At 65.3% G+C, this 19398-nt stretch carries 17 protein-coding genes, 5 tRNA genes and 2 pseudogenes; 7 read left to right on the forward strand and 17 right to left on the reverse strand.

The annotated features are described in order from the left end of the window. Window positions 1–4: 4 nt before the first annotated feature. The 6 genes from HW932_RS17665 to HW932_RS17690 all read right to left on the reverse strand — a co-directional run bounded on the left by HW932_RS17665 (window position 5) and on the right by HW932_RS17690 (window position 4859). Window positions 5–2038 (reverse strand): TonB-dependent receptor plug domain-containing protein, encoded by a 2034-nt coding sequence (locus HW932_RS17665; protein WP_176977808.1) that lies wholly within the window; start codon window positions 2036–2038, stop codon window positions 5–7. A 185-nt stretch (window positions 2039–2223) separates the two neighbouring features. Then, window positions 2224–4302: a penicillin-binding protein 1C gene (pbpC, locus tag HW932_RS17670; RefSeq protein WP_176977809.1), complete on the reverse strand. Its 2079-nt coding sequence runs from the start codon at window positions 4300–4302 to the stop codon at window positions 2224–2226. Between the two features lie 104 nt (window positions 4303–4406). Continuing rightward, window positions 4407–4482: transfer RNA gene (locus tag HW932_RS17675), tRNA-Lys, on the reverse strand. A 16-nt stretch (window positions 4483–4498) separates the two neighbouring features. Beyond that, window positions 4499–4574: transfer RNA gene (locus HW932_RS17680), tRNA-His, on the reverse strand. A 75-nt stretch (window positions 4575–4649) separates the two neighbouring features. Next, window positions 4650–4726: transfer RNA gene (locus HW932_RS17685), tRNA-Arg, on the reverse strand. A 56-nt stretch (window positions 4727–4782) separates the two neighbouring features. Beyond that, window positions 4783–4859, reverse strand: a tRNA-Pro gene (locus HW932_RS17690). 200 nt (window positions 4860–5059) lie between these two features. Here HW932_RS17690 and folD point away from each other — a divergent pair. Together folD and HW932_RS17700 are read left to right on the forward strand one after the other, a co-directional pair. Beyond that, window positions 5060–5923: a bifunctional methylenetetrahydrofolate dehydrogenase/methenyltetrahydrofolate cyclohydrolase FolD gene (folD, locus tag HW932_RS17695; RefSeq protein WP_176977810.1), complete on the forward strand. Its 864-nt coding sequence runs from the start codon at window positions 5060–5062 to the stop codon at window positions 5921–5923. A 26-nt stretch (window positions 5924–5949) separates the two neighbouring features. Beyond that, entirely contained in the window at window positions 5950–6399 is a 450-nt protein-coding gene (locus HW932_RS17700) for a PGPGW domain-containing protein (RefSeq protein WP_176977811.1), read from the forward strand. A gap of 13 nt (window positions 6400–6412) precedes the next feature. Here the strand turns inward: HW932_RS17700 and HW932_RS17705 are convergent, their stop codons facing one another. Next, window positions 6413–6958 carry a glutathione peroxidase gene (locus tag HW932_RS17705; protein ID WP_176977812.1) on the reverse strand — a complete coding sequence of 182 codons (546 nt, stop codon included), beginning with the start codon at window positions 6956–6958 and terminating at the stop codon, window positions 6413–6415. A gap of 152 nt (window positions 6959–7110) precedes the next feature. Here HW932_RS17705 and HW932_RS17710 point away from each other — a divergent pair, with 152 nt between their 5' ends. After that, complete coding sequence (locus HW932_RS17710) at window positions 7111–7854, forward strand: ferredoxin--NADP reductase (protein WP_176977813.1); 744 nt, start codon at window positions 7111–7113, stop codon at window positions 7852–7854. Window positions 7855–7875: 21 nt separating this feature from the next. Here the strand turns inward: HW932_RS17710 and HW932_RS17715 are convergent, their stop codons facing one another. Beyond that, window positions 7876–9330 carry an FAD-binding domain-containing protein gene (locus HW932_RS17715; protein ID WP_176977814.1) on the reverse strand — a complete coding sequence of 485 codons (1455 nt, stop codon included), beginning with the start codon at window positions 9328–9330 and terminating at the stop codon, window positions 7876–7878. A gap of 94 nt (window positions 9331–9424) precedes the next feature. Between HW932_RS17715 and HW932_RS17720 the strand changes: the two genes are divergently transcribed. Together HW932_RS17720 and prmC are read left to right on the forward strand one after the other, a co-directional pair. Continuing rightward, window positions 9425–9501: transfer RNA gene (locus tag HW932_RS17720), tRNA-Met, on the forward strand. Between the two features lie 81 nt (window positions 9502–9582). Next, on the forward strand, window positions 9583–10422 hold the full coding sequence (gene prmC, locus HW932_RS17725; RefSeq protein ID WP_176977815.1) for a peptide chain release factor N(5)-glutamine methyltransferase: 840 nt from the start codon (window positions 9583–9585) through the stop codon (window positions 10420–10422). Here the strand turns inward: prmC and HW932_RS17730 are convergent. Then, window positions 10413–11186, reverse strand: a complete 774-nt coding sequence (locus HW932_RS17730; protein ID WP_176977816.1) for a lysophospholipid acyltransferase family protein — start codon at window positions 11184–11186, stop codon at window positions 10413–10415. The two genes, prmC and HW932_RS17730, sit on opposite strands and share 10 nt — an antisense overlap. An 84-nt stretch (window positions 11187–11270) precedes the next feature. Here HW932_RS17730 and HW932_RS17735 point away from each other — a divergent pair, with 84 nt between their 5' ends. Next, complete coding sequence (locus tag HW932_RS17735; RefSeq protein ID WP_176977817.1) at window positions 11271–11681, forward strand: hypothetical protein; 411 nt, start codon at window positions 11271–11273, stop codon at window positions 11679–11681. 334 nt (window positions 11682–12015) lie between these two features. After that, on the forward strand, window positions 12016–12369 hold the full coding sequence (locus tag HW932_RS17740) for a LytR/AlgR family response regulator transcription factor (protein WP_246296908.1): 354 nt from the start codon (window positions 12016–12018) through the stop codon (window positions 12367–12369). 42 nt (window positions 12370–12411) lie between these two features. Here the strand turns inward: HW932_RS17740 and HW932_RS17745 are convergent, their stop codons facing one another. The 8 genes and pseudogenes from HW932_RS17745 to HW932_RS17780 form a co-directional block, all read right to left on the reverse strand. Beyond that, window positions 12412–13305, reverse strand: a complete 894-nt coding sequence (locus HW932_RS17745) for a CPBP family intramembrane glutamic endopeptidase (RefSeq protein WP_425485130.1) — start codon at window positions 13303–13305, stop codon at window positions 12412–12414. Between the two features lie 43 nt (window positions 13306–13348). After that, a complete protein-coding gene (locus HW932_RS17750) occupies window positions 13349–14848 on the reverse strand; it encodes a helix-hairpin-helix domain-containing protein (protein ID WP_176977820.1) in 1500 nt (499 codons plus the stop codon). 2 nt (window positions 14849–14850) lie between these two features. Next, a complete protein-coding gene (locus HW932_RS17755) occupies window positions 14851–16449 on the reverse strand; it encodes a PP2C family serine/threonine-protein phosphatase (protein WP_246296909.1) in 1599 nt (532 codons plus the stop codon). A gap of 9 nt (window positions 16450–16458) precedes the next feature. Continuing rightward, window positions 16459–17514, reverse strand: a complete 1056-nt coding sequence (locus HW932_RS17760; RefSeq protein ID WP_176977821.1) for a TerY-C metal binding domain-containing protein — start codon at window positions 17512–17514, stop codon at window positions 16459–16461. A 46-nt stretch (window positions 17515–17560) separates the two neighbouring features. Continuing rightward, the gene (locus tag HW932_RS17765) at window positions 17561–18202 is read right to left on the reverse strand and encodes a vWA domain-containing protein (RefSeq protein WP_176977822.1); all 642 of its coding nucleotides are present in this window, start codon (window positions 18200–18202) and stop codon (window positions 17561–17563) included. Window positions 18203–18230: 28 nt separating this feature from the next. Beyond that, a pseudogene (locus HW932_RS17770) lies at window positions 18231–18458 on the reverse strand (TerD family protein); the annotation flags it as partial. 33 nt (window positions 18459–18491) lie between these two features. Then, window positions 18492–18728 (reverse strand): thioredoxin family protein, encoded by a 237-nt coding sequence (locus HW932_RS17775; protein ID WP_176977824.1) that lies wholly within the window; start codon window positions 18726–18728, stop codon window positions 18492–18494. A 65-nt stretch (window positions 18729–18793) separates the two neighbouring features. Continuing rightward, a pseudogene (locus HW932_RS17780) lies at window positions 18794–19398 on the reverse strand (RNA-guided endonuclease IscB); the annotation flags it as partial.

Consider the following 19398-nt stretch of genomic DNA (forward strand, 5'->3'; position numbering starts at 1 on the left):
CGGGTCAGAAGGCGTAGCTCAGCGACACCCACCAGCGGCGTCCCGGTCGTGGATAACCGTCCGGGTAGATGAGCTCCACGCCGCCGAAACTGGTGAGGATGTCGGGATAATAGATGTCCGAGTCGGCCAGATTCTTCACACCCGCGTGCATCGACAGCCCCTTGACCGGCGCCCGATAGTTGAGCGTGAGGTCGAGCTGCCAGTAGTCGCCCAGATCTCCGCGCGACTCATAATCGACGCGACTGCGTTTGCCGACATAGTTCAACTGGAAGGCGGCCATCCAGCGCTCGTAGGGCTGCCACAGCAGCGCCAGATTGCCCAGCCAGCGCGCCCCGCCCGGCAGGACCGTGTCGCTGTCGGGCCGCACGGCGTCGACATAGGACAGATTGGCGTCGATCTTGACCCTGGAGCCGAAACGATGGATGTATTCCAGCTCCACGCCGCGTAGCCGCACGTCCTCGGTATTGACATAGCCCTCGTCCCCAGTCTCGGAGAACAGGATCGGGTCGGTCAGATCCGAGTGAAAGAGGGTCGCGCGCGCCTCCCAGCGCGGTCGGGTCAGGATGTAGCCGAGTTCGAGGGTGTCGATCTCGCTCGCCTCCAGCGTCGTTTGGGCGGCGTATTCCAGCTCGTAGAAGGTCGGCGGTCGGAAGGCGCGCGCATACTGCGCCTTGAGGACGTTGGCGTCGTCGATGCGCCACACGGCCGCCGCGCGCGGACTGAGCATCGAGCCGGCGTCGCTGTAGTCGTCATAGCGCAGGGTGCCGGTGAGGGTGAGCCGATCGGTCGCACGGTACTCGTCCTGCACGATCAGGCCGACGATGGTCCGGTCGTGGTCGGTGTCCATCCAGTTCGAGGAGATCTCGAAGGGAAGATTGGTCCACTCCCACTTGGCCTGATCGATGGTGATGCGGCTGAGTTCCAGACCGAACAGGGCCGTATGGTCCGCGTTGGGACGCCAGAACAGATCCGCCGAACCGCGATGGCGGGTCTCCTGATAGTCCTGGCTCATGAAGATCGGCTCGTCGGCCAGATAGCTGGCCGGAAAGACATAGAGCCGGCTGCGATCGCGCTCCTGACGCAGGAATTCCAGCCGTAGCTTGGCACTGAGCGTGTCGGACAGACGCGGGTCGAAGCCGGCCTGGGCCGAGACCGTGTGATGACGCGAGGCCAGATTGTGATCGGCGGGCGGCAGGAAGTGATTGATGCCGAAGTAGTCGCCATAGCTGTTCTCGATCAGCTTGAGATCAAGGAAGAGCGCACGCCACTGGAGATTGGTGAAGGCTCCCTTGTAGCGCTGCGCCTCATTGGAATGACCGGGGGCGTTGGAGAGATGGGACTCGCCGAGCGTGGCCAGCGCATCTTCGCGCACGAACACGCCGGAATCCGCATCCTCGATGCCGGCGAGATTCATCGACAGCGTCAGATCGCGCTCGGCATCGGTCCAGTACCAGAGACCACCCAGCCCCGAACCGCCCTGCTCGTCGGCCTGGAGCCTGAGTTGGCGCGCGCGCTTGCGGGTGATGATGTCGATGACGCCGGCATAGGCGTATTCGCCGTGCACCGAGGAGCCGGGGCCGCGGATGACCTCGATGCGCTCGACCTGTTCGATCGGGATGTTGAGCACGCTGTTGGCGGTCGCCAGCAGCGAGGAGTTCATGGAGACGCCGTCGAGCAGGATCTTGATGTTGCCCGAGGCATAGCCGTGGCCCACACCGCGGCTGAGTACCTGACGCTCGCCGGTCATCTCCAGCCCCAGGCTCAGGCCGGGCACCAGGGCCAGCGACTCCCAGACCGTGCGCGCGCCGCGCATCAGCAGATCCTCGCCGTCGAGGATGGTGGCCATGCCGGGGACGAAGTCGGCGTTCATCCCGCTCTTGGTGGCCAGTGCGGTCTCGCCCGCCAGCAGGGCCAGGAGATCCTCGCGCTCGCGCGTCGTGGAATCGGCGGCGATCGCGACCAGACTGGTCAGCGACAGTGAGAGGCTTGCGAGCAGGAATCGAACCGGAGTGAGGCAGTGTCTCGAAGGGCGCGTCATACAGGATCCTTGACAGTCGATGGCTCGATTCGTGTCTTAGTGTATACGTTTTCGGCCCGGTGCAAAGACCGTTCGTCGGGTCTTTCAGACTCCAGATTCCAGCAGGGTCGAGATTTGACAAAAGACTGTCAAGTCTAGAATTTTTATGCAGTGTATCGAGTCGCCGAGACGAAAGATGGACGCGGTCAATCGAGCCTGACCCGCACCCGCGCCGATTCGCCGCGTCCGTCGACGACGACCAGCGTCACATAGCCCGGACCCGTCGGCGTCCAGCGCGTGGTTCTGGCAAAGGGTTCGCGGGCAATGGGTCCGCCGTCGGCGAACCAGGTGAAGGGCGGTGTGCCGCCTCGGACTCTGAGCGCCAGCGATTCGGTCGAGGAGGCGCCGAACCCCAGCTCGATCCGCGCCCCCGGCGGCGGATAGGCGATCTCCAGCGCCGAGGTCGAAGCCATCGCGCGCCGTGCCGCCGGCACATGCCTCAGGATCTCGGGCAGTTGGGCGTGACTCATGGAGCGCACGCCGGGCGGCGGCGCCGGCAGCGGCGTGCGCGGGCCGAGCTGGGCGAAGACGTCGATGAGCACGGGCGCGGCGGCCTCGATCCCGGCCAGTCCCGGCACGGGCGCGCCATCGGCCCGGCCGGTCCAGACACCCGCCACCCAGCGTCCGTCGAACCCGATGGCCCAGGCGTCGCGATAACCGTAGGAGGTGCCGGTCTTGAAGGCGATCCGGTCGGCCGTGGCGCGATCCGGGGCCGGCGCCCCGGCGAGGATGGAGCCGACCAGCCAGGCAGCGCGTTCGTCCAGCACCGGACGCACCGGACGCGGCGCTGATGCACCGCCCGGACTGTCGCGCTCCAGTGACTCGCGCAGCACGACCGGCGAGCCGCCGCGCGCGATCGCGGCATAGAGCCGGACCAGATCGGTGAGCGTCACCCCGACCCCGCCCAGACCGATGGCCAGACCGGGCGCCGAGAGCTCCGGCAAGGCCGGCTCGACCCCGGCGCGGCGCAGACGGGCCGCCAGACGCGCCGGTCCCACGGCGTCCAGCAGTTTGACCGCCGGGATGTTCAGCGAGGCTTGCAGGGCACGGCGCACCGAGACCGTACCCTGGAATGTGCGATCGAAGTTGGTCGGGACATAGCCGTCGAAGCCGGTCGGACGGTCCTCGATCAGGCTTTCGGGATGGGCGATGCCGTCCTCGAAAGCCAGACCATAGATCAGCGGCTTGAGCGTCGATCCGGGCGAGCGGATGGCGCGGGTCATGTCGATATGACCACGGCGCGCCTCGTCGAGCGGATCGGGCGAGCCGACCGAGGCCCGGATCTCGCCCGTGGCGTGATCGGCGACCAGGATGGCGAGCGAGACGCGCTCGCCCAGGGCGCGGGCGCGCTCGGTGGCCAGGGTTTCCAGGCGTTCCTGCAAGCGGGCGTCGAGGGTCAGGCGCTGGACACGGCGTTCGGGATGGGCGCGATGCAGACGCCAGGCCAGATGGGCGGCGAGCATCGGAAAGGGACGGCGCACGCTCGGCACCGGCTCGCGCAAGGCGCCGGCCAGCTCGATCGCGTCGATGCGACCGGCGGCGTGGAGACGCTGGAGGATGGCGTCGCGGGCACGGCGTAGGGTCTCAGGGTCGCGGTCGGGACGACGCGACTCGGGCGCCTGGGGCAGCGCGATCAGGAGCGCGGATTCCGCTGCCGTCAATCGGTACGGCTCGCGGCCCAGCCAGGCCAGCGCACCGGAACGCAGACCCTCGATGTTGCCGCCATAGGGCGTCAGATCGAGGTAGGCGGAGAGGATGGTGTCCTTGTCCAGCCGTCGTTCCAGGGCCAGGGCCAGACGCATCTGATGCAGTTTGCCGGCGAGGTCGCGGGTCGAGCGCCCATCGAGCAGGCGTGCCAGTTGCATGGTGATCGTCGAGCCGCCGGAGACGATGCGGCCTGAACTGAGCCACTGCCAGGCGGCGCGCGCCAGCGCCAGTGGGTCGACCCCGGCATGGTCGCGAAAGCGCCGATCCTCGATGGCCAGGAGCCGGTCCAGATAACGCGGATCGACCGCGTCGAGCGCGACCGGCAGGCGCCAGCGCCCGTCGGCCACGGCGAAGGCGCGTAACAGTCGTCCCTCGCGGTCGAGGATCTGGGGCGAGGTCGCGAACTCCAGGTCAGGCAGTGGCGTGGCCTCGATCCAGGCGTCCAGCCACAGCCGGGCGCCGCCGGCCGAGGCGATGAAGAGGATCGAGGCCAACAGGAGCTTCGAGGACAGACGCAAAGGTGCTACCTACCCGCGTAACCGCTCGATGTCTGAGCCGAAGAATCGACGACACAAAAAACAAAGGCTTACAAGTCATTAACCTGTAAGCCTTTGTTTTGTATTGGTGGGCTGTCAGGGATTCGAACCCCGGACCGATGGATTAAGAGTCCACTGCTCTACCAGCTGAGCTAACAGCCCTTTGACTTGCAATGTTTGGGGTGGACGATGGGGATCGAACCCACGACCACAGGAATCACAATCCTGCGCTCTACCAACTGAGCTACATCCACCATTGAAACTGCTTAACTTGTCCGTGTCGAATTATATCGCATTTGATGCCGCTTTGGCATCCCCGGATTCGCGATTGGCGCGCCCGGCAGGACTCGAACCTGCGACCCACGGCTTAGAAGGCCGTTGCTCTATCCAGCTGAGCTACGAGCGCTTTGGGGTGCGGTTCGGTCACGCATTCCACGCTATCCTTTTGCTTTGGAAGGCATGTGGTCGGGGTAGAGGGATTCGAACCCCCGACATCCTGCTCCCAAAGCAGGCGCGCTACCAGACTGCGCTATACCCCGGCTTCGGATGCGTATCCGGAGCGTCTCAAGGCATCCCGGAACCGAAGAAGCGGCATGATAGTCATCGATCCGGCGGCTGTCAACCATTGCGTTTCACGAACGCCCGCCGCGAGCGAGAGCGTTTACAGTCGACGGCGAGCCGCTATCATGATGCATCCCTCGCCGTTTGGCCATCTTTCAACAGGATTCACGTCGACCACATGAACGCCGCCCTACTCGATGGCAAAGCCATCGCCGCCGATATTCAGCAAACCATCCAACAGCGCGCCGCCGCGATGCTGGCCGACCGTGGCCGGGCGCCCGGCCTGGCCGTGGTCCTGGTGGGCCAGAACCCGGCCTCCCAGGTCTATGTCCGCAACAAGCGCCGTGCCTGCGCCGAGGTCGGGTTCCATTCGGAACTGCACGAGCTGCCGGAGCACACGTCCCAGGCCGAGTTGATGGCGCTGATCGACCGGCTCAACGCCGACCCGGCCATCGACGGCATCCTGGTCCAACTGCCGCTGCCCGAACAGCTCGACGAGACGGCCGTCACCGAGCGCATCGCGCCGACCAAGGACGTCGACGGTTTCCATCCCTACAACGTCGGGCGTCTGGTGCTGCGCATGCCGCTGCTGCGTCCCTGTACGCCCAAGGGCGTGATGACAATGCTAGCGCGCACCGGCCAGAAGCTGGAAGGACTGGATGCGGTCATCATCGGTCAGTCCAACATCGTCGGTCGGCCCATGGCGCTGGAACTGCTCGCGGCGCGCTGCACGGTCACGATCTGCCACAGCCGGACCCGGGATCTGGCCGAGAAGGTCCGAGGAGCCGACATCCTGGTCGCGGCCGTCGGGCGGCCTGGGTTCGTGCCGGGCGACTGGATCAAGGAAGGCGCCATCGTGATCGATGTCGGGATCAATCGCACCGCCGAGGGCAAGCTCGTCGGCGACGTGGATTTCGCGACCTGTGCCGAGCGCGCGTCCTGGATCACGCCGGTGCCGGGCGGGGTCGGTCCCATGACCATCGCCAGCCTGCTGGAGAATACGCTCCAGGCGGCTGAGCTGCATGCGGAAGGTTCACCTTGAATCATCGGCAACGCTAGATCCAGGCCATGCTCGATACACTCCTGAGCTGGATCGAATCCCATCAGGCGCTGACGCTGCTGTTGGCGGGCGCCTCCATCTTGACGTTCATCGGCTCCATTCTAGCGCTGCCCGTGCTGGTGGCGGCCATGCCCGAGGATTATTTCGTCGATTCCAGACGCCATCAGAGTCGTCTGCGGCGCTTTCATCCGCTGATCTATCTGATGCTCAGGATTCTGAAAAATGTCTTGGGCTGGCTGCTGGTGCTGGGCGGTCTCCTCATGCTGGTGCTGCCCGGTCAGGGACTGCTGACGATCCTGGTCGGGCTGGTGCTCAGCGATTTTCCGGGCAAGTTCAGACTCGAACGCCGACTCGCCGGCAATGCCAGAGTCATGGCCGCCTTCAACTGGCTACGTCGGCGTGCCGGGCGCCCGCCGCTCCAGGCGCCGGCACTCCCGATCGAGCCGTCTGATCCCTAGCTGACGCTGGCACTCACAGCAAACGCTCGATGGCCTTGATGACCTTGCCGCTGTCGGGTTTGGTGGTGCTGATGTAGTGATCGACGAGATTGCCGTTGCGGTCGATCAGATACTTGTAGAAGTTCCACTTGGGATAGGGCGCGCCGGCGGCTGCCAGCCGCTCGAACAGTGGCGCGGCCTGTCCCTTCTTGACGCTGACCTTCTCGAACATCGGGAACTCGACCGAGTAGGTCATGCGACAGAATTTCCGGATCTCCTGTTCGCTGCCCGGTTCCTGGTTGGCGAAGTCGTTGGACGGAAAGCCCAGGACCACGAGGCCGCGATCCTTATAGGTTCGATAGAGCTTCTCCAGACCCTCATACTGGGGGGTGAAGCCGCATTTGCTGGCGGTGTTGACCACCAGGATCACCTGCCCCTGATAGGCGTCGCAGAGATTGACGACCTCCTCGCCGGCCAGACGCCGGACCTCGAGATCGAGCAGGGACGAGCAGGTCTTGGTCTCGGCGGCGGCCGTGGTGCTCATGGCCGCCAGACCCAGTAACAGCAGGGAGGGTTTCATTGATGACTCCAATCACGGTTCGTCTGACTCACAGAAGTAGAGCATTGCGCCGGGATTGCAATGGCGCCGATCGTACCGATCATGGTGTGAGAGCGGATCTCAGCCATCCGCACACATCTTCAATCGATACGGAACAGATTCGAGGCAGTACGATGAAAGATTGGGTCGAGGCACGGGTCGTCGGCAAGCATCGCTGGACCGAGGGACTCTACAGTCTGCAATTCGAGGCGCCCATCACGGACTTCGTGGCGGGCCAGTACATCAAGGTCGCGCTCGACATCGAGGGCGAGCGCGTGGGGCGTCCCTACTCGCTGGTCAACGCCCCCGGCGAGCAACCGATCGAGATCTTCTTCAACGAGGTGCCACAGGGACCGCTGACACCGCCGCTCTCGGCGCTGAATCCGGGCGACCGGGTCTGGCTGACGGCGACCGCGAGCGGAATCTTCACGCTGGAAAGCGTCCAGCCGGCGCGTGATCTGTGGATGCTGGCCACGGGCACCGGACTCGGTGTCTATCTCTCGATCCTGCGCTCGCCCGATCCCTGGCGGCTGTTCGAGCGGGTGATCCTGGTCCATGGCGTGCGTCAGGGCGCGGATCTGGCCTACAGTGAGACGCTCGACGAGATCGCCGGCCGTTATCCCGGACGCTTCACGCGCGTGGCGGCCGTCAGTCGCGAACCCTGGCCGACGGCCCTGCCCGGCCGCATCACGGATCTGCTCACCAGCGGCGAACTGGAGCGCCACGTCGGTCTGACCATCGACCCGACGACCAGCCATGTGATGCTCTGCGGCAACTCGGCCATGATCAAGGACGCCAAGGTCATCCTGGAGGCGCGCGGACTGGTGCGGCACCGGCGGCAGGCGCCGGGGCACTACACCACCGAGCAATACCATTGATGCCCGCACCGGCGCGCGCCGTCATTTGATCCGTTCCCAGGCCGCCAGCGCCCGCGCGCGTGACTGGGCCAGATCGATGATGGGGCGCGGATAGTCGACGCCGAGCCGAACGCCGGCGGCCGTCAGGACGGCCTGGGGCGCGGTCCAGGGCTGCTGGAGATACTTGTCCGGCAGACGCGCCAGTTCCGGGCACCAGCGGCGCACATAGACCCCGTCCGGGTCGAAACGCTGCCCCTGGAGCACGGGATTGAAGATCCGGAAATAGGGGGCGGCATCGGCCCCGCAACCGGCCGTCCACTGCCAGCCGAGCGTATTGCCCGCCAGATCGGCGTCGACCAGGGTGTCCCAGAACCAGCGCGCACCGGCCTGCCAGGGAACCAGCAGGTTCTTGGTCAGCAGCGAGGCGACCACCATCCGCACGCGATTGTGCATCCAGCCGGTGTGCCACAGCTCGCGCATCCCGGCATCGACCAGCGGGATGCCGGTGCGGCCCCGCTGCCAGGCACGCAAGGCTCCCTCCACATCCTCCTCGGCCCAGGGAAAGGCGCCGAAACGCCCATCCAGGGGTTCGGTCGGCGTCTCCGGAAAGTGATGCAGCAGATGATGGGCGAACTCGCGCCAGCCCAGTTCGCGGACATAGGGTTCGGCCGCGCCTCGGGTCGGGTCGCCGAACGCCGCGACGATCAGGCTCAGCAGGCGTCGGGGACCGATCTCGCCGAAGTGCAGATGGGGCGACAGACGCGAGTTGCCCGGCCGGTCGGGACGATCGCGCATCCCGCCATAGTCGCTCAGACGCGCGTCGACGAAGGCGCGGGCGCGTTCCAGGGCCGCCGTCTCGCCCGGTGTCCAGGTTGCGTGCAGCCCCTGATCCCAAGCGATACGCGGAAGAAGATCCAGGGCATCGAGCGTAAGCGTCTCGCCAGACTCAGGCCGGTCTGGAATGACCTCCGGGGCCGGACAGGGTGGCTCGATGTGCAGCGAACGGCCACAGGCACGCCAGAAGGCACTGAAGACGCGATAGGGTTGACCGCTCCCATTGAGGATCTCCCAGGGTTCGAAGAGCAGGGCCGCCTTGTGACTCTCACAGCACAGACCCTCGGCGCGCAGTGTCTGCTTGATCCGCGTGTCGCGCGCGCGTGTGGCCGGGTCATAGAGGCGATTCCAATGGATCGCCCGCGCGCCGGTCTCGGCGGCGAGACGATGCAGCGCTTCGAGACTCGGGCCGCGCAGTATCCGGAGCCGGTTGCCACGCGCACGCAGCGACGCGTCGAGCGCGACCAGACTCCAGTGCAGCCACCAGCGGCTCGCGGCGCCCGGCTCCCAGGGGGCTTCTTCCTCAGGGGCATGGATATAGACCGGAATGACCGGCGCCCCACCGCTCGACGCGGCGGCGAGTGCCGGATTGTCGTCCAGGCGCAGATCGCGTCTGAACCAGAGAATGCTCGGGGCGAGCCCGGATGTTTGGGTGTGATTCACGGTGTCGATCAATGCCTCGAAGCAAATTCATACAAAAATATGCGAATCAGGGGTTGCATCCCGCCGACCAGATGGCTATTATGAGCGCCTCAGTTGCGGGGTGGAGCAGTCAGGCAGCTCGTCGGGCTCATAACCCGAAGGTCGTAGGTTCAAATCCTGCCCCCGCTACCAAACATACAAGGCTTAGAGGATTTCCTCTAAGCCTTTTTTCTTGCCTTCAGCGCCCGCTCGGGCGCAAGCCCCTTGCCCACGATGAGCCGTACCGACGACATCCTGCATCGTGCCGCCTCGGCGCTCGAAGCCCTGCCGGAATCGAGCGCCCGACTGGAGGCCGAGTTGCTGCTCGCCGAGGCGACGGGCTGGACACGCACCTCGCTGCTCGCCTGGCCCGAGCGCGTACTCGATCCCGCCGGCGCCGAACGCTTCGCGGCCCTGCTCGCGCGACGGCTCGCCGGTGAGCCGATCGCCTACATTCGTGGTCGCCAGGGCTTCTGGACGCTCGAACTTCAGGTCACGCCCGATACCCTCATCCCCCGCCCCGAAACAGAACTCCTGGTCGAGATCGCACTCGATCGCCTCGACGCCCGGCGCCCGTTGCGGGTGGCGGACCTCGGCACCGGCAGCGGCGCCATCGCGGCGGCTGTGGCGAGCGAACGGCCCGGCTGGTCGCTGATCGCCACCGACCGCTCGGCCCCGGCGCTGGCGGTCGCCCGCGACAATTTCCGTCTCCTGGGTCTGGAGCGGATCGGCTGTCTGCGGATGGACTGGCTCAAGGCACTGGCGTCCGACAGTCTGGACGCCATCCTCAGCAACCCGCCTTATGTCGCCGGACAGGATCCTCATCTCGACCGGGGCGATCCGCGCTTCGAGCCGCGTTCGGCGCTCACCCCCGGCGGCGACGGTCTGGACGCCATCCGTGCCATCGCCGCCGACGCCGGACGCTGTCTGCGCCCCGGCGGACTGCTCGCCGTCGAGCACGGCTTCGATCAGGGAGCGCCGGTACGCCACATCCTCGCGAATGCCGGACTGCTCGCGATCGAGACGCACCGGGATCTGGCCGGACTGGATCGCGTCACGCTGGGCTATCGCTGAGAGTCACGCTCCGACCCGGCACGCGCGGACTCTGCCATGAGCGCGGTCGCCGTCTCGCGAATCCACTGCTCGACCCGTGCGTTGAGTTCATCGACGCCGGACTCACAGCCCATCGGTTCACCGATCACCAGCCGGATGCGGCCCGGCTTACGCAACAGCGAGCGCGCCGGCCAGCAGTCTCCCGCGTTGTGGGCCACGGGCAGCACGCGCCGCCCGGCCTGACAGGCCAGGCGCGCGCCACCGGCATTGAAACGTCCGACCCGACCCGGCGGCTGGCGCGTCCCTTCCGGATAGATGACCACGCTCACCCCCTGATCGAGCCGCTGCTTGCCCACGCGCAACAGAGTTTTGAGCGCATTGACCGGCTTGCCGCGATCGATGGCGATGGGTTCGAGCAGCGCCAGCGCCCAGCCGAAGAACGGCACCCACAGCAGTTCGCGCTTGAGCACCGTGGCCTGCGGCGAGATCAGCAGTTGCAGATAGAAGGTCTCCCACTCGCTCTGATGATTGGCCATGATGACCACGGGCTCATCGTGCGGCAGGTTCTCGCGTCCTTCGACCTCGATCTCGACGCCGTTGAGCCGGCGCAACAGCCACATGGTCGCGCGCGTCCAGTGATTGACGAAGCGATGGCGCTGCTCGCGCGTCTGGAACGGCGCCAGCGCCAGACTCACCAGACTGTGCACGATACCCATCAGGTTGTAGAGGATGAAAAACAGCAGGCTGCGCAGCCAGAGTCCCGGTGTAATATTGGTTTCTTTCATCATTCACCCAGAGGATATAGATCTTCCAAGCTAAGAGTTTAAACCGCTTGATTATTTCGGGTGCCGTATTAGCATAAAGACACTATGGACATCGACGACGACGAGCGCATCAAGCATCGCGAGATCGCGTTTCATCGGATTCATCCGAATCCGCATCAAGCGCGAACGGCGGCGCTGTTCCTGATCGAGGTGGACGGCATCCTCCATGCCGAGCCGACCTCTCCGTTTTTGCTGCGCGTCAGCTACGACGTCCTCAAGACCACCCTGATCGAGATCGAGGAGGCCCTGTGCGAGCTGGGTCTGCATCTCGACACCAGCCTCTTCAACCGTCTGCGTCGCGCCCTGCACCACTACACCGAGGAGACCCTGCGCGCCAACAGCGGTCTCGAACTCGACGAACTCAACTCGACCCAGAAGCTCTTCGCCAAGCGCTATGAGCTGATTGAGCACGGCTGTCGCGACGAGCGTCCCGAGCACTGGCGACGCTATCTGTAGCCGGCGGCCGCGCCGCGCGTCACTCACCCCCCTTCGATTCTCGCCCCTTCAGCTTCTTCCGCACCCGATTCGTGCTCGTGCGCGCCGTCGGTGGCTCAGACGCCCTCGGCGGAACGAAATCTCGAAAATCGGCAGTATTTCACAGTCCGAAGACCTGCAAAGGGCTTAGACTTCGACCGAAGCACGTGCTCGGAGCCATGGATTTCGAGGTCGGGAGGATGGGATGAAGACGCTAGATGCGGCAGGCGATAGACACAGAGCAGAACCCTGTTGGTCGGCCTCCACGCGCGGGCCGGACGACTCGATGGAGGATCGGAACCGACGTCCCCCAGGCATGTGCGCACGCGACCTGGAGATCCGGGCCTACTATCGCGGCCGGCATCAACGGGTCTCGCTCACGGACGTCATCTATCTTCGAGCGGATCAGAAATATGTGTGTGTCCATCATCTGAACGGTGTCCTGCTCGTCGACAGTTCATTGTGCGCCTTCGAGCATGAGTTTCCAGACTTGCTGCTACGCATCCACCGCAATGCCCTGGTCGCGCGCTCGCGTCTGGTCGGACTCGAAAAGCAACCCGACGGCTCGACACGCGCACTTCTGACCGATTGTGACGACAGACCGGTCGTCAGTCGCCGTCATCTCCGGGATGTGCGCGGCTGGCTACGCGAGAGACTCAGCGCCGGCTAGATCTGGCCATCACGCCGCGTATGACGGGCGGCACGCCGGCCACTAGCCCGATCTTGCGCGCCAGGCTCGAAGCCCGGCTGAACCGGCCCAATAGAGCGCCATCAACAGCCCGATCCAGAGCGCGGCGAGCCAGCCGATGGTTCCATCATAGTCGCCGACCAGGAACGACAGCGGCGAGTCGTCGTTGCCGTCGGTCAGACGGCGGTTGACCTGGATCACCAGCACCCAGCCGGCATGCAGCCCGATACACCAGCCGATGTGCCCGGTACGCTCGCGCACCAGGGCCAGCAACAGCCCGACCATGAACAGCGCCGCCAGTGAATCCAGATGCTTCCACTGGAAGAGGTCGATGAAGACATGGATGAACATCTGGAATGCACCCAGCCCGTCGAAGGCCGCCGACTCAGGCAACGCGCCCGGTTTCATGAAATGCAGCACGGCATAGAGCGCGGCGCTCCAGATCATCGCCGAGCGGACGCCGCTGTGTCGGCGGATCGCCGAATAGAGGGCGCCACGGAAGAAGGTCTCCTCCAGAACGCCGATCAACAGACCGCCGATCAGCGCCTGAACGCCACGCAGCGCCGTCCGCGACCAGGAATCCGGGCTGGGATCGGGTAGACGGATCTCCAGTTCGAGCAGGGCGAGCACCAGCGCCACGAGGATCAACACGCCCAGCACCCAGCCGCCGATGATCGCGCGCCTCAGTACAGGCCAGCTCGGCCCGTAGCCGAGCGCCTCACGCTGGGCGAGTCCCTGCCAGCGCAGAAACGGCCAGAATCCGATCAGGATCAGCAGCTGGGCCAGCCGCCCCATGACCCGATGCGGCTCGATCGCGATCCAGCCTGTGGCCATCAGCGCCGGCGTGAGCGTCGCCGCCAGCATCAGGCAGACGAGCAGATAGAGGAAGAATCGGGCGGCCGGATGCAAAGTGGTCACAGGCTAAGGGCAGAGGAAAGGCGTTGACGATAGGGGCAGTTTCTCACGCCTCGACCATCTGCACCACGACCAGCCGTCCGCCTTCCCCTTTGGCCAGCAGGATCTGCTGACCGTCCCGCAGTTCCAGCCGGCCGCCGATCGGAACCGCCGTCCGGGTCGAGACGTCGAGCAGATCCGGCAGGCCCTCGTTGACCAGCCACCAGCGTCCTTCGTGCAGGACGAAATAGCCGATGCGCCGTTTCTGGTCCTCAGTGAGCTTTTCGTTGGGGGCGATCAGATTGTTGGCGTGCCAGTGAAACAGCGACTGACCGGTCCAGACCATGAGTCGATGGTCGTCCGGTCGGAACTGGCCTTCCTTGCGCGATGAATAGAGGTTGAGGATCGGCAGCTTGCCGTGAAAGGGTGTACCGCAGAAGGGACAGGCCGGGCGCGTGGTGTTGTCGAACACATACCACTGCTGCTCGCAGTCGGGATTGCGGCAGGGCTGCACCAGATCGACCGTCTTGACCAGCGCCGTCTCCCAGTCGTTGGCCGAGGGCCGGCGCGCCGGATCGTGCAGCCCGTCGATGAACGCCTGCTCGAACAGCCGTGCCAGATAGGGGCCGGTGAGCCGATAGGGTCGCGCCTCGGTGTCGGCCCAGGGCAACTCGGTCGGCTTGACGTCGGCGAGCCGGATGCGGTTGCGCGGATCGTGCGGGTGTTCGACGAAGAGCGCGCGTTCACCCATCGACAGCGTCTCGTCGCGCTGTTCGTCGTCGAGGTCGTGGACCTTGCCGCCGCGCAATGGATGGCGGTAGAGCAGATACATGTAGATCAGCACCGCCAGGGCGTGCAGGTCGGTCTCGCGTCGGGGCAGATGGCGCGCCGGATCGTCCTTGGGCAGATGGCTGGTCATGACCACTTCCGGGGCGATGAAATCCGGCGTGCCGACCACGTCGGGCGGATACTTGCCCGGCACTACCAGCCCGTCGACGTCGATGACGCAGGACAGGCCGCGCGAAGGGTCGATCAGGACGTTCTTGTAGGACAGATCCGAGTGCGCCAGTCCGGCCATGTGCAACCGACGCACGGCGCGCGCCAGCAGCAGACAGGCCCGGAGATGGCCGAGCCAGTCGCCCAGTTCGCGCGGGTCCATGAAGCGGTTGCGCAGATTGGCGGCGGCGAACCATTTGCCTTCCTTCTCGCGGCCGCGGATCTTGAGGACGTCGCCGTTCCTGGAGCCGTGCTCGAAGAAGAAATGACGCGGATAGGCGGGCGCGACCAGCCCGAGACGGCCCTCGTGCTCCAGCATCGCGGTCGGCCAGCAGAAGAGGTTGCGCCAGTAGTCGCCGCCGGTCTGCTCGAAGATGCTCTCGCGATACTTGCCGGTGATCATGCCGAGCCGTTCGCGCGCGGCGGTGTCCTGGGGCGACCTGTAGAAGGCGACCACATAGGAGCGGTCGGGAGCGAAATAGACCTCTTTCATCGCGCCCGAGCCGATGACGTCGTCGACGAACTCCAGCGGTTGGCCATCGAGCGTGCGGCAGCGGATGACACTGGCCATGCTCAGTCCTCCTTCGTCTTCGCCCAGTACAGGGCGAGGGTGCGATCGTCGTGGTTGCCCGGTGAGAAGAAGCCCAGCCAGTCGGTCAGTGCTCGGTCGGGGTCGGCTGACTCCAGGATGGGGGCGAGTTCGTCCCAGAGGGCGTCCCAGCGGCTGGGATCGGACAGGCCGTTGTCGGTCTCGAAGCGTGGGTCGGAGACGCCGTCGGTCATGAGCAGCACGGCGGTCAGATCCTGGAAATAGCCCAGGCCGATGCGCTTGGCGAAGCCCTGATCGGCGAGTGCGGCACGGTCGAGAAAGCGGGTCTGTCCGGCGAACTCACCGCCGTCGGGCGTGCCCATCAGCCGCACCCGGCCGCGTGGACCATAGGCGGCGATGGCGCCATCGCCCATCCAGAAGCTGGCGATGAAGGTTGAATTGCCCTGGCGCTTGACGACGGCGGCCAGCAGGGTGGTGGCATAGTCGCGGGGCTGGGCGTTGCGCGTCGCGGCCTCCTGCTCGATCGACTGGATGGCGAGGTTCGCGGCCTCGTGGAAGAGATAATGGAACGCGGTGCCCAGGGTCTTGGCGCTGGCTTCGGGCTCGGCGTCCCAGCTGGCCAGGATGGCGCTCAGATGTGCGCCCTGCTCGCCGGTCAGGTTGGACAGCAGATGCGCGCCGGCGGTGGTGACGGCCAGTCTGGAGCCCTCGCGCGAGAATTGGGCGCTGCCGGCGCCATCGGCCACGATCAGCAGACTCCAGCCGTTCTCGGCGTCCAGTTCGATGAGGTAGTCGTCGTCGCGGAAACTGCCGGCGTGTTCGTGCGAGCGTCCGCGACGGCTGGCCGCGATCAGGCAGGTATCCTCGGCCTGTAGCAGACGATGGTCGGTATGCGGTTTCGGATAGGGCGCCTCTTCGGGCGGTTCGACGACCTTCCACAGACTCCGGGGATCTGGATTGACGATCAACAGACACTCACCCGAATAGCTGGCGCCCGGTCCCTGACTCCAGCGCAGTGGCAGACGATGATCTCCGGCCTTCAGCGGCGTACCGCGCAGTTCGCCGCTCTCGGGGTCGAAGCGCAGTCCGAGTCCTTCCGGGAGCTTGACGTCCTGGATGATTGGTGACTGACCATCAGCGTTCCGTGCCTCGATCCTGGCGGCGTATTCGATGCCGACCTTGGCGTTGGGCAGCGAGAAGGAGGCGCGGGGTTCGAACATTCGCGCCGACGGAGCCGCTTGAAGCGTCCTGGGTTCGGTGTCCTGGATTGTTTCGGGCATCGGCTCGGACTCCGGGTCGATCGGCGAACGTGGTTCAGGCGACAAGTCAGGCATGGTCAAGGGCTTGGCCTCTTCGCTTTTTCGTCCCCGCACCAAGGGGCGCAGCGGCTTGCCGCGTTTTTGCTTGTGCCAGATATGGATCAGGTCGGTGACATAAGCAAAGGTGGCTTCGAACACGGCTTCCGAGTGCAGAAAGGCTTCGATTTCTTCCAAGGGAGCTTCGACCGGGACGAAAAATGGCGGGTCACCGCCTTTCCCCATCAGGCTCTTCACCAGAGTCTCGACATTGGGGCCAAAGGCGACTCGCTCCTCGGGCGTCGGCTTTCGGCGCGGCTCAGTCATCGGACTGAATTACCCCTGACCGCGCCCGACATCGAAACCGCCGTCATCGGCGGCACGGCCCGCCGCGAAGTTCACGGGCTGCTCGCACCAGGGACAGATCGCCTGACCCGGCCCGTCGATGCACAGCAGCTTGCCGCAGCCGCACATGGCAAAAGCCGTCGCATTACCGCAATGCGGACAACCGGGCGCGCCCATGAGCTCGGACGTATTGACCTTGAGATCACCGGTACGCGGATCGGTCCAGTCGAAATAGGACTCGTCGAGCGGATAGCAGCCGGCGAGCCGATACAGGGCGACCTCGAACCGGAACTCGCTGGTACCCAGGTTCTGGCGCTCGCGTTCGTACTTCATGATGTAGGGCTTGCGCGTCCTCTGGCAGCGTCCGACCAGGGTCACACAGGATTCATCGGCGCCTGTCGGCGGCGGCGGATCCTTCACCAGACTGAGCACACGCTTGTCGAGCGACAGCTCGATGGTCTGGTCGAGCGCCTCGCCGAGACTCTTGCTGCGCGCCAGCACCGAAGCACTCACCCAGTCGACAAACTTCTTGTAGTCGCCCGAGCGCACCTCCTCGAAACGGATCACCTGATCGGTCAGTCGCTTCAGCGCCGAAAAATCCGCATCCCCGCCCATGCCGACCGCGATCAGGGTCGCCGACTGGGCATAGCGCGCCCGCCAGCGCTCGATCGCCGGCCCCGGATCATCGGTCGGATGCCCATCGGTGAACAGATAGGCGATCGGCCGCCAGTCACCCTTGCGCTCGGGCGTGGTCTTGACCACCGAGCGGTCGATCTCGCCCATGAGCGCATCGAGCGCCGCCCCCAGACTGGTCCCGCCACCCAGCGGCAGCCGGGGCGGATAGAACGAGAACAGCTCGACCAGCGGTACGATGGTCTTGGCGAATCCGGCGAAAGCGATGACCGAGATGTGCACCGTTTCCAACGCATGCGGATCGGCGCGCAGCGACTGCACGACCGCCTGAAGCCCCTCCTCCATCTTGCGGAGATTGTCCCCGACCATGGATTCCGAACAGTCCAGCAGGAAGAACACGGGTAAGCGGCGCATGATGATTGCACTCCTGATCCGGTCGGCGTCTCTCGATGAACGATGGCTACAACACGAGCTGCACCTCGGCCGGCGGCGGGGGCAGCGTCACCGGCCCTTCCAGTCCCGCGCTGCTCGACCCGACCGCGACACTGGCCGAGACCCATTTGAAGAACCCCGAGAAGGCCGCCGCATCCAGGGTATCGAGCCGCACCACCCGATCGGTCAGCTCGCGCAACGCCTCGTCCTTGGCCTTGGGACCAGCGGCGCAGGCGACGATGGAGCCGAAATGACGCCTGTGGATCTCAGGGATGGCCTGACGATAATTGTGCAGATCCGACGGGCTGCCGTCGGTCATGACGAAGAGTAGCGGACGCCAGTCGCCCTTGGCCTCGTCAGTGCTCTTCCTGACATCGCGATCGACATGCCGGATCAGCAACTCCAGCGCCGCGCCCAGAAAGGTCGCACCCGAGGACGGCACCTGGATCTCGCCAAGCTGGACCTGATCCAGAGGCGTCAGCGGCAGATACTCGCGCGCCTCGACGTCAAAGGTGATGATGGACAGATGCACGCTCTCGAGCGCATAGGGATCCTGGCGCAGGGCGCTCAACATCGCCTGTAGCCCCACGTTCACCGAATGGATCGGCTCGCCGCGCATGGAGCCGGAGGTATCGAGCAGGATATAGACCGGGAGTCGTCTGACGCTCATCTTGGCCTCCTCGGACCGGGTTCTGGATTCAGACGTAACGTTTGAGCCACTCGACCAGGGTGTCGGACTCCGATGTATCGCCGATCGCCCTGAAGCGCCAGCCGCCCGCCTCGCGTACCAGCTCGGCGAACAGCATCGAGCGCCGATCTTCGTAACCCGCGCCGCCGGAGAGATCGAAACGCAGCATCTCGACGCCACGCGCATCGACGGCACGGATATAGGTATAGGCATTGCGCACTTGGCCGAAGCTCTGGCCGCGCTTCCTGGCCGTTCACTCCATCCGACTGAGTCAGCCCTGCATCCAGGCGCGGACCTGATCCGGGGCCGGCACACCGCCCGAATGGATCACCTGCCCGTCCAGCACCACACCGGGCGTCGACATCACGCCATGTCCCAGGATCTCGGCCATGTCCGTGACCTTTTCGAGCCGGATCTCGACCCCGGCCTCCTTGGCGGCCTGTTCGATCGCGCGGGCCGTGACCTCGCAGTTGCGGCAACCGCCGCCTAGCACCTTGAATGTCTTCATCAGTCTTGCGCGAGAAACCCCGTCCTTGACTGGCGGGGAGGCATAGCGCACCGCGCGCAGCGCGGTTAGGCCGCCCGTCTCGCTGCCTCCGTTTCTGGTTTAAGTTGGAATGAATAGCCATAGCCGTCGGCGCGTTGCAGGAGGCGGCAATGGCGGTAGGAAATCCCCTGAACGGTTCCGTCCGGGGTCTGGATGTTGAACGATCCCGTTAGGCGCACCGCCACGCGCCCGACATGCACGCCAGCCTTCTTGCCTTTGGGCACCTCGGCGCGCACCCAATCGCCGGTCTGGAAGCCGTGGATGCGCTTTTCACGAATGAGATAGCCACGCGGAAAGCCGTTGTTGAACGTGCGCGTGCGGCTGTAGGCCCCGCGTCCGGTGGCGCGGATGGCCAGGACCGGGCGGTTCCAGTCGCGCACCTGATCGACGGCGCCGACACAGGCGGCATCGAGGGCATGGGTCTTGGGGATGTCCAGGCGCGTGCGATTGAACTTGGTGCGCCCGCCCGAGCCGGTCTCGACCGCGAGGCCCGTGGTCTTGAGCGCGTTCAACAGCGCCCAGCGCGTGGCATTGACGGCGGCGGCATCCTGGAGCGGCGCTTTGGCTTGGGCCTGGATCCGGTGCAGGAGCGCCGGTTGGCGTTGCAGAAAGTCCTCGATGGATCGGTTCC

Source organism: Allochromatium humboldtianum, from assembly GCF_013385175.1.
GTDB classification, from domain to species: Bacteria; Pseudomonadota; Gammaproteobacteria; order Chromatiales; family Chromatiaceae; genus Thermochromatium; species Thermochromatium humboldtianum.

Excerpts from the sequence above, each read along its gene's own strand:
- HW932_RS17775 (WP_176977824.1), bottom strand. The coding sequence starts at position 18,728 with ATGAAGACATTCAAGGTGCTAGGCGGCGGTTGCCGCAACTGCGAGGTC.
- folD (WP_176977810.1), top strand. The coding sequence starts at position 5,060 with ATGAACGCCGCCCTACTCGATGGCAAAGCCATCGCCGCCGATATTCAG.
- HW932_RS17760 (WP_176977821.1), bottom strand. The coding sequence starts at position 17,514 with ATGCGCCGCTTACCCGTGTTCTTCCTGCTGGACTGTTCGGAATCCATG.
- prmC (WP_176977815.1), top strand. The coding sequence starts at position 9,583 with ATGAGCCGTACCGACGACATCCTGCATCGTGCCGCCTCGGCGCTCGAA.
- HW932_RS17705 (WP_176977812.1), bottom strand. The coding sequence starts at position 6,958 with ATGAAACCCTCCCTGCTGTTACTGGGTCTGGCGGCCATGAGCACCACG.
- HW932_RS17730 (WP_176977816.1), bottom strand. The coding sequence starts at position 11,186 with ATGAAAGAAACCAATATTACACCGGGACTCTGGCTGCGCAGCCTGCTG.
- HW932_RS17740 (WP_246296908.1), top strand. The coding sequence starts at position 12,016 with ATGTGCGCACGCGACCTGGAGATCCGGGCCTACTATCGCGGCCGGCAT.
- HW932_RS17710 (WP_176977813.1), top strand. The coding sequence starts at position 7,111 with ATGAAAGATTGGGTCGAGGCACGGGTCGTCGGCAAGCATCGCTGGACC.
- HW932_RS17750 (WP_176977820.1), bottom strand. The coding sequence starts at position 14,848 with ATGGCCAGTGTCATCCGCTGCCGCACGCTCGATGGCCAACCGCTGGAG.
- HW932_RS17755 (WP_246296909.1), bottom strand. The coding sequence starts at position 16,449 with ATGACTGAGCCGCGCCGAAAGCCGACGCCCGAGGAGCGAGTCGCCTTT.
- HW932_RS17665 (WP_176977808.1), bottom strand. The coding sequence starts at position 2,038 with ATGACGCGCCCTTCGAGACACTGCCTCACTCCGGTTCGATTCCTGCTC.
- HW932_RS17700 (WP_176977811.1), top strand. The coding sequence starts at position 5,950 with ATGCTCGATACACTCCTGAGCTGGATCGAATCCCATCAGGCGCTGACG.
- HW932_RS17735 (WP_176977817.1), top strand. The coding sequence starts at position 11,271 with ATGGACATCGACGACGACGAGCGCATCAAGCATCGCGAGATCGCGTTT.
- HW932_RS17765 (WP_176977822.1), bottom strand. The coding sequence starts at position 18,202 with ATGAGCGTCAGACGACTCCCGGTCTATATCCTGCTCGATACCTCCGGC.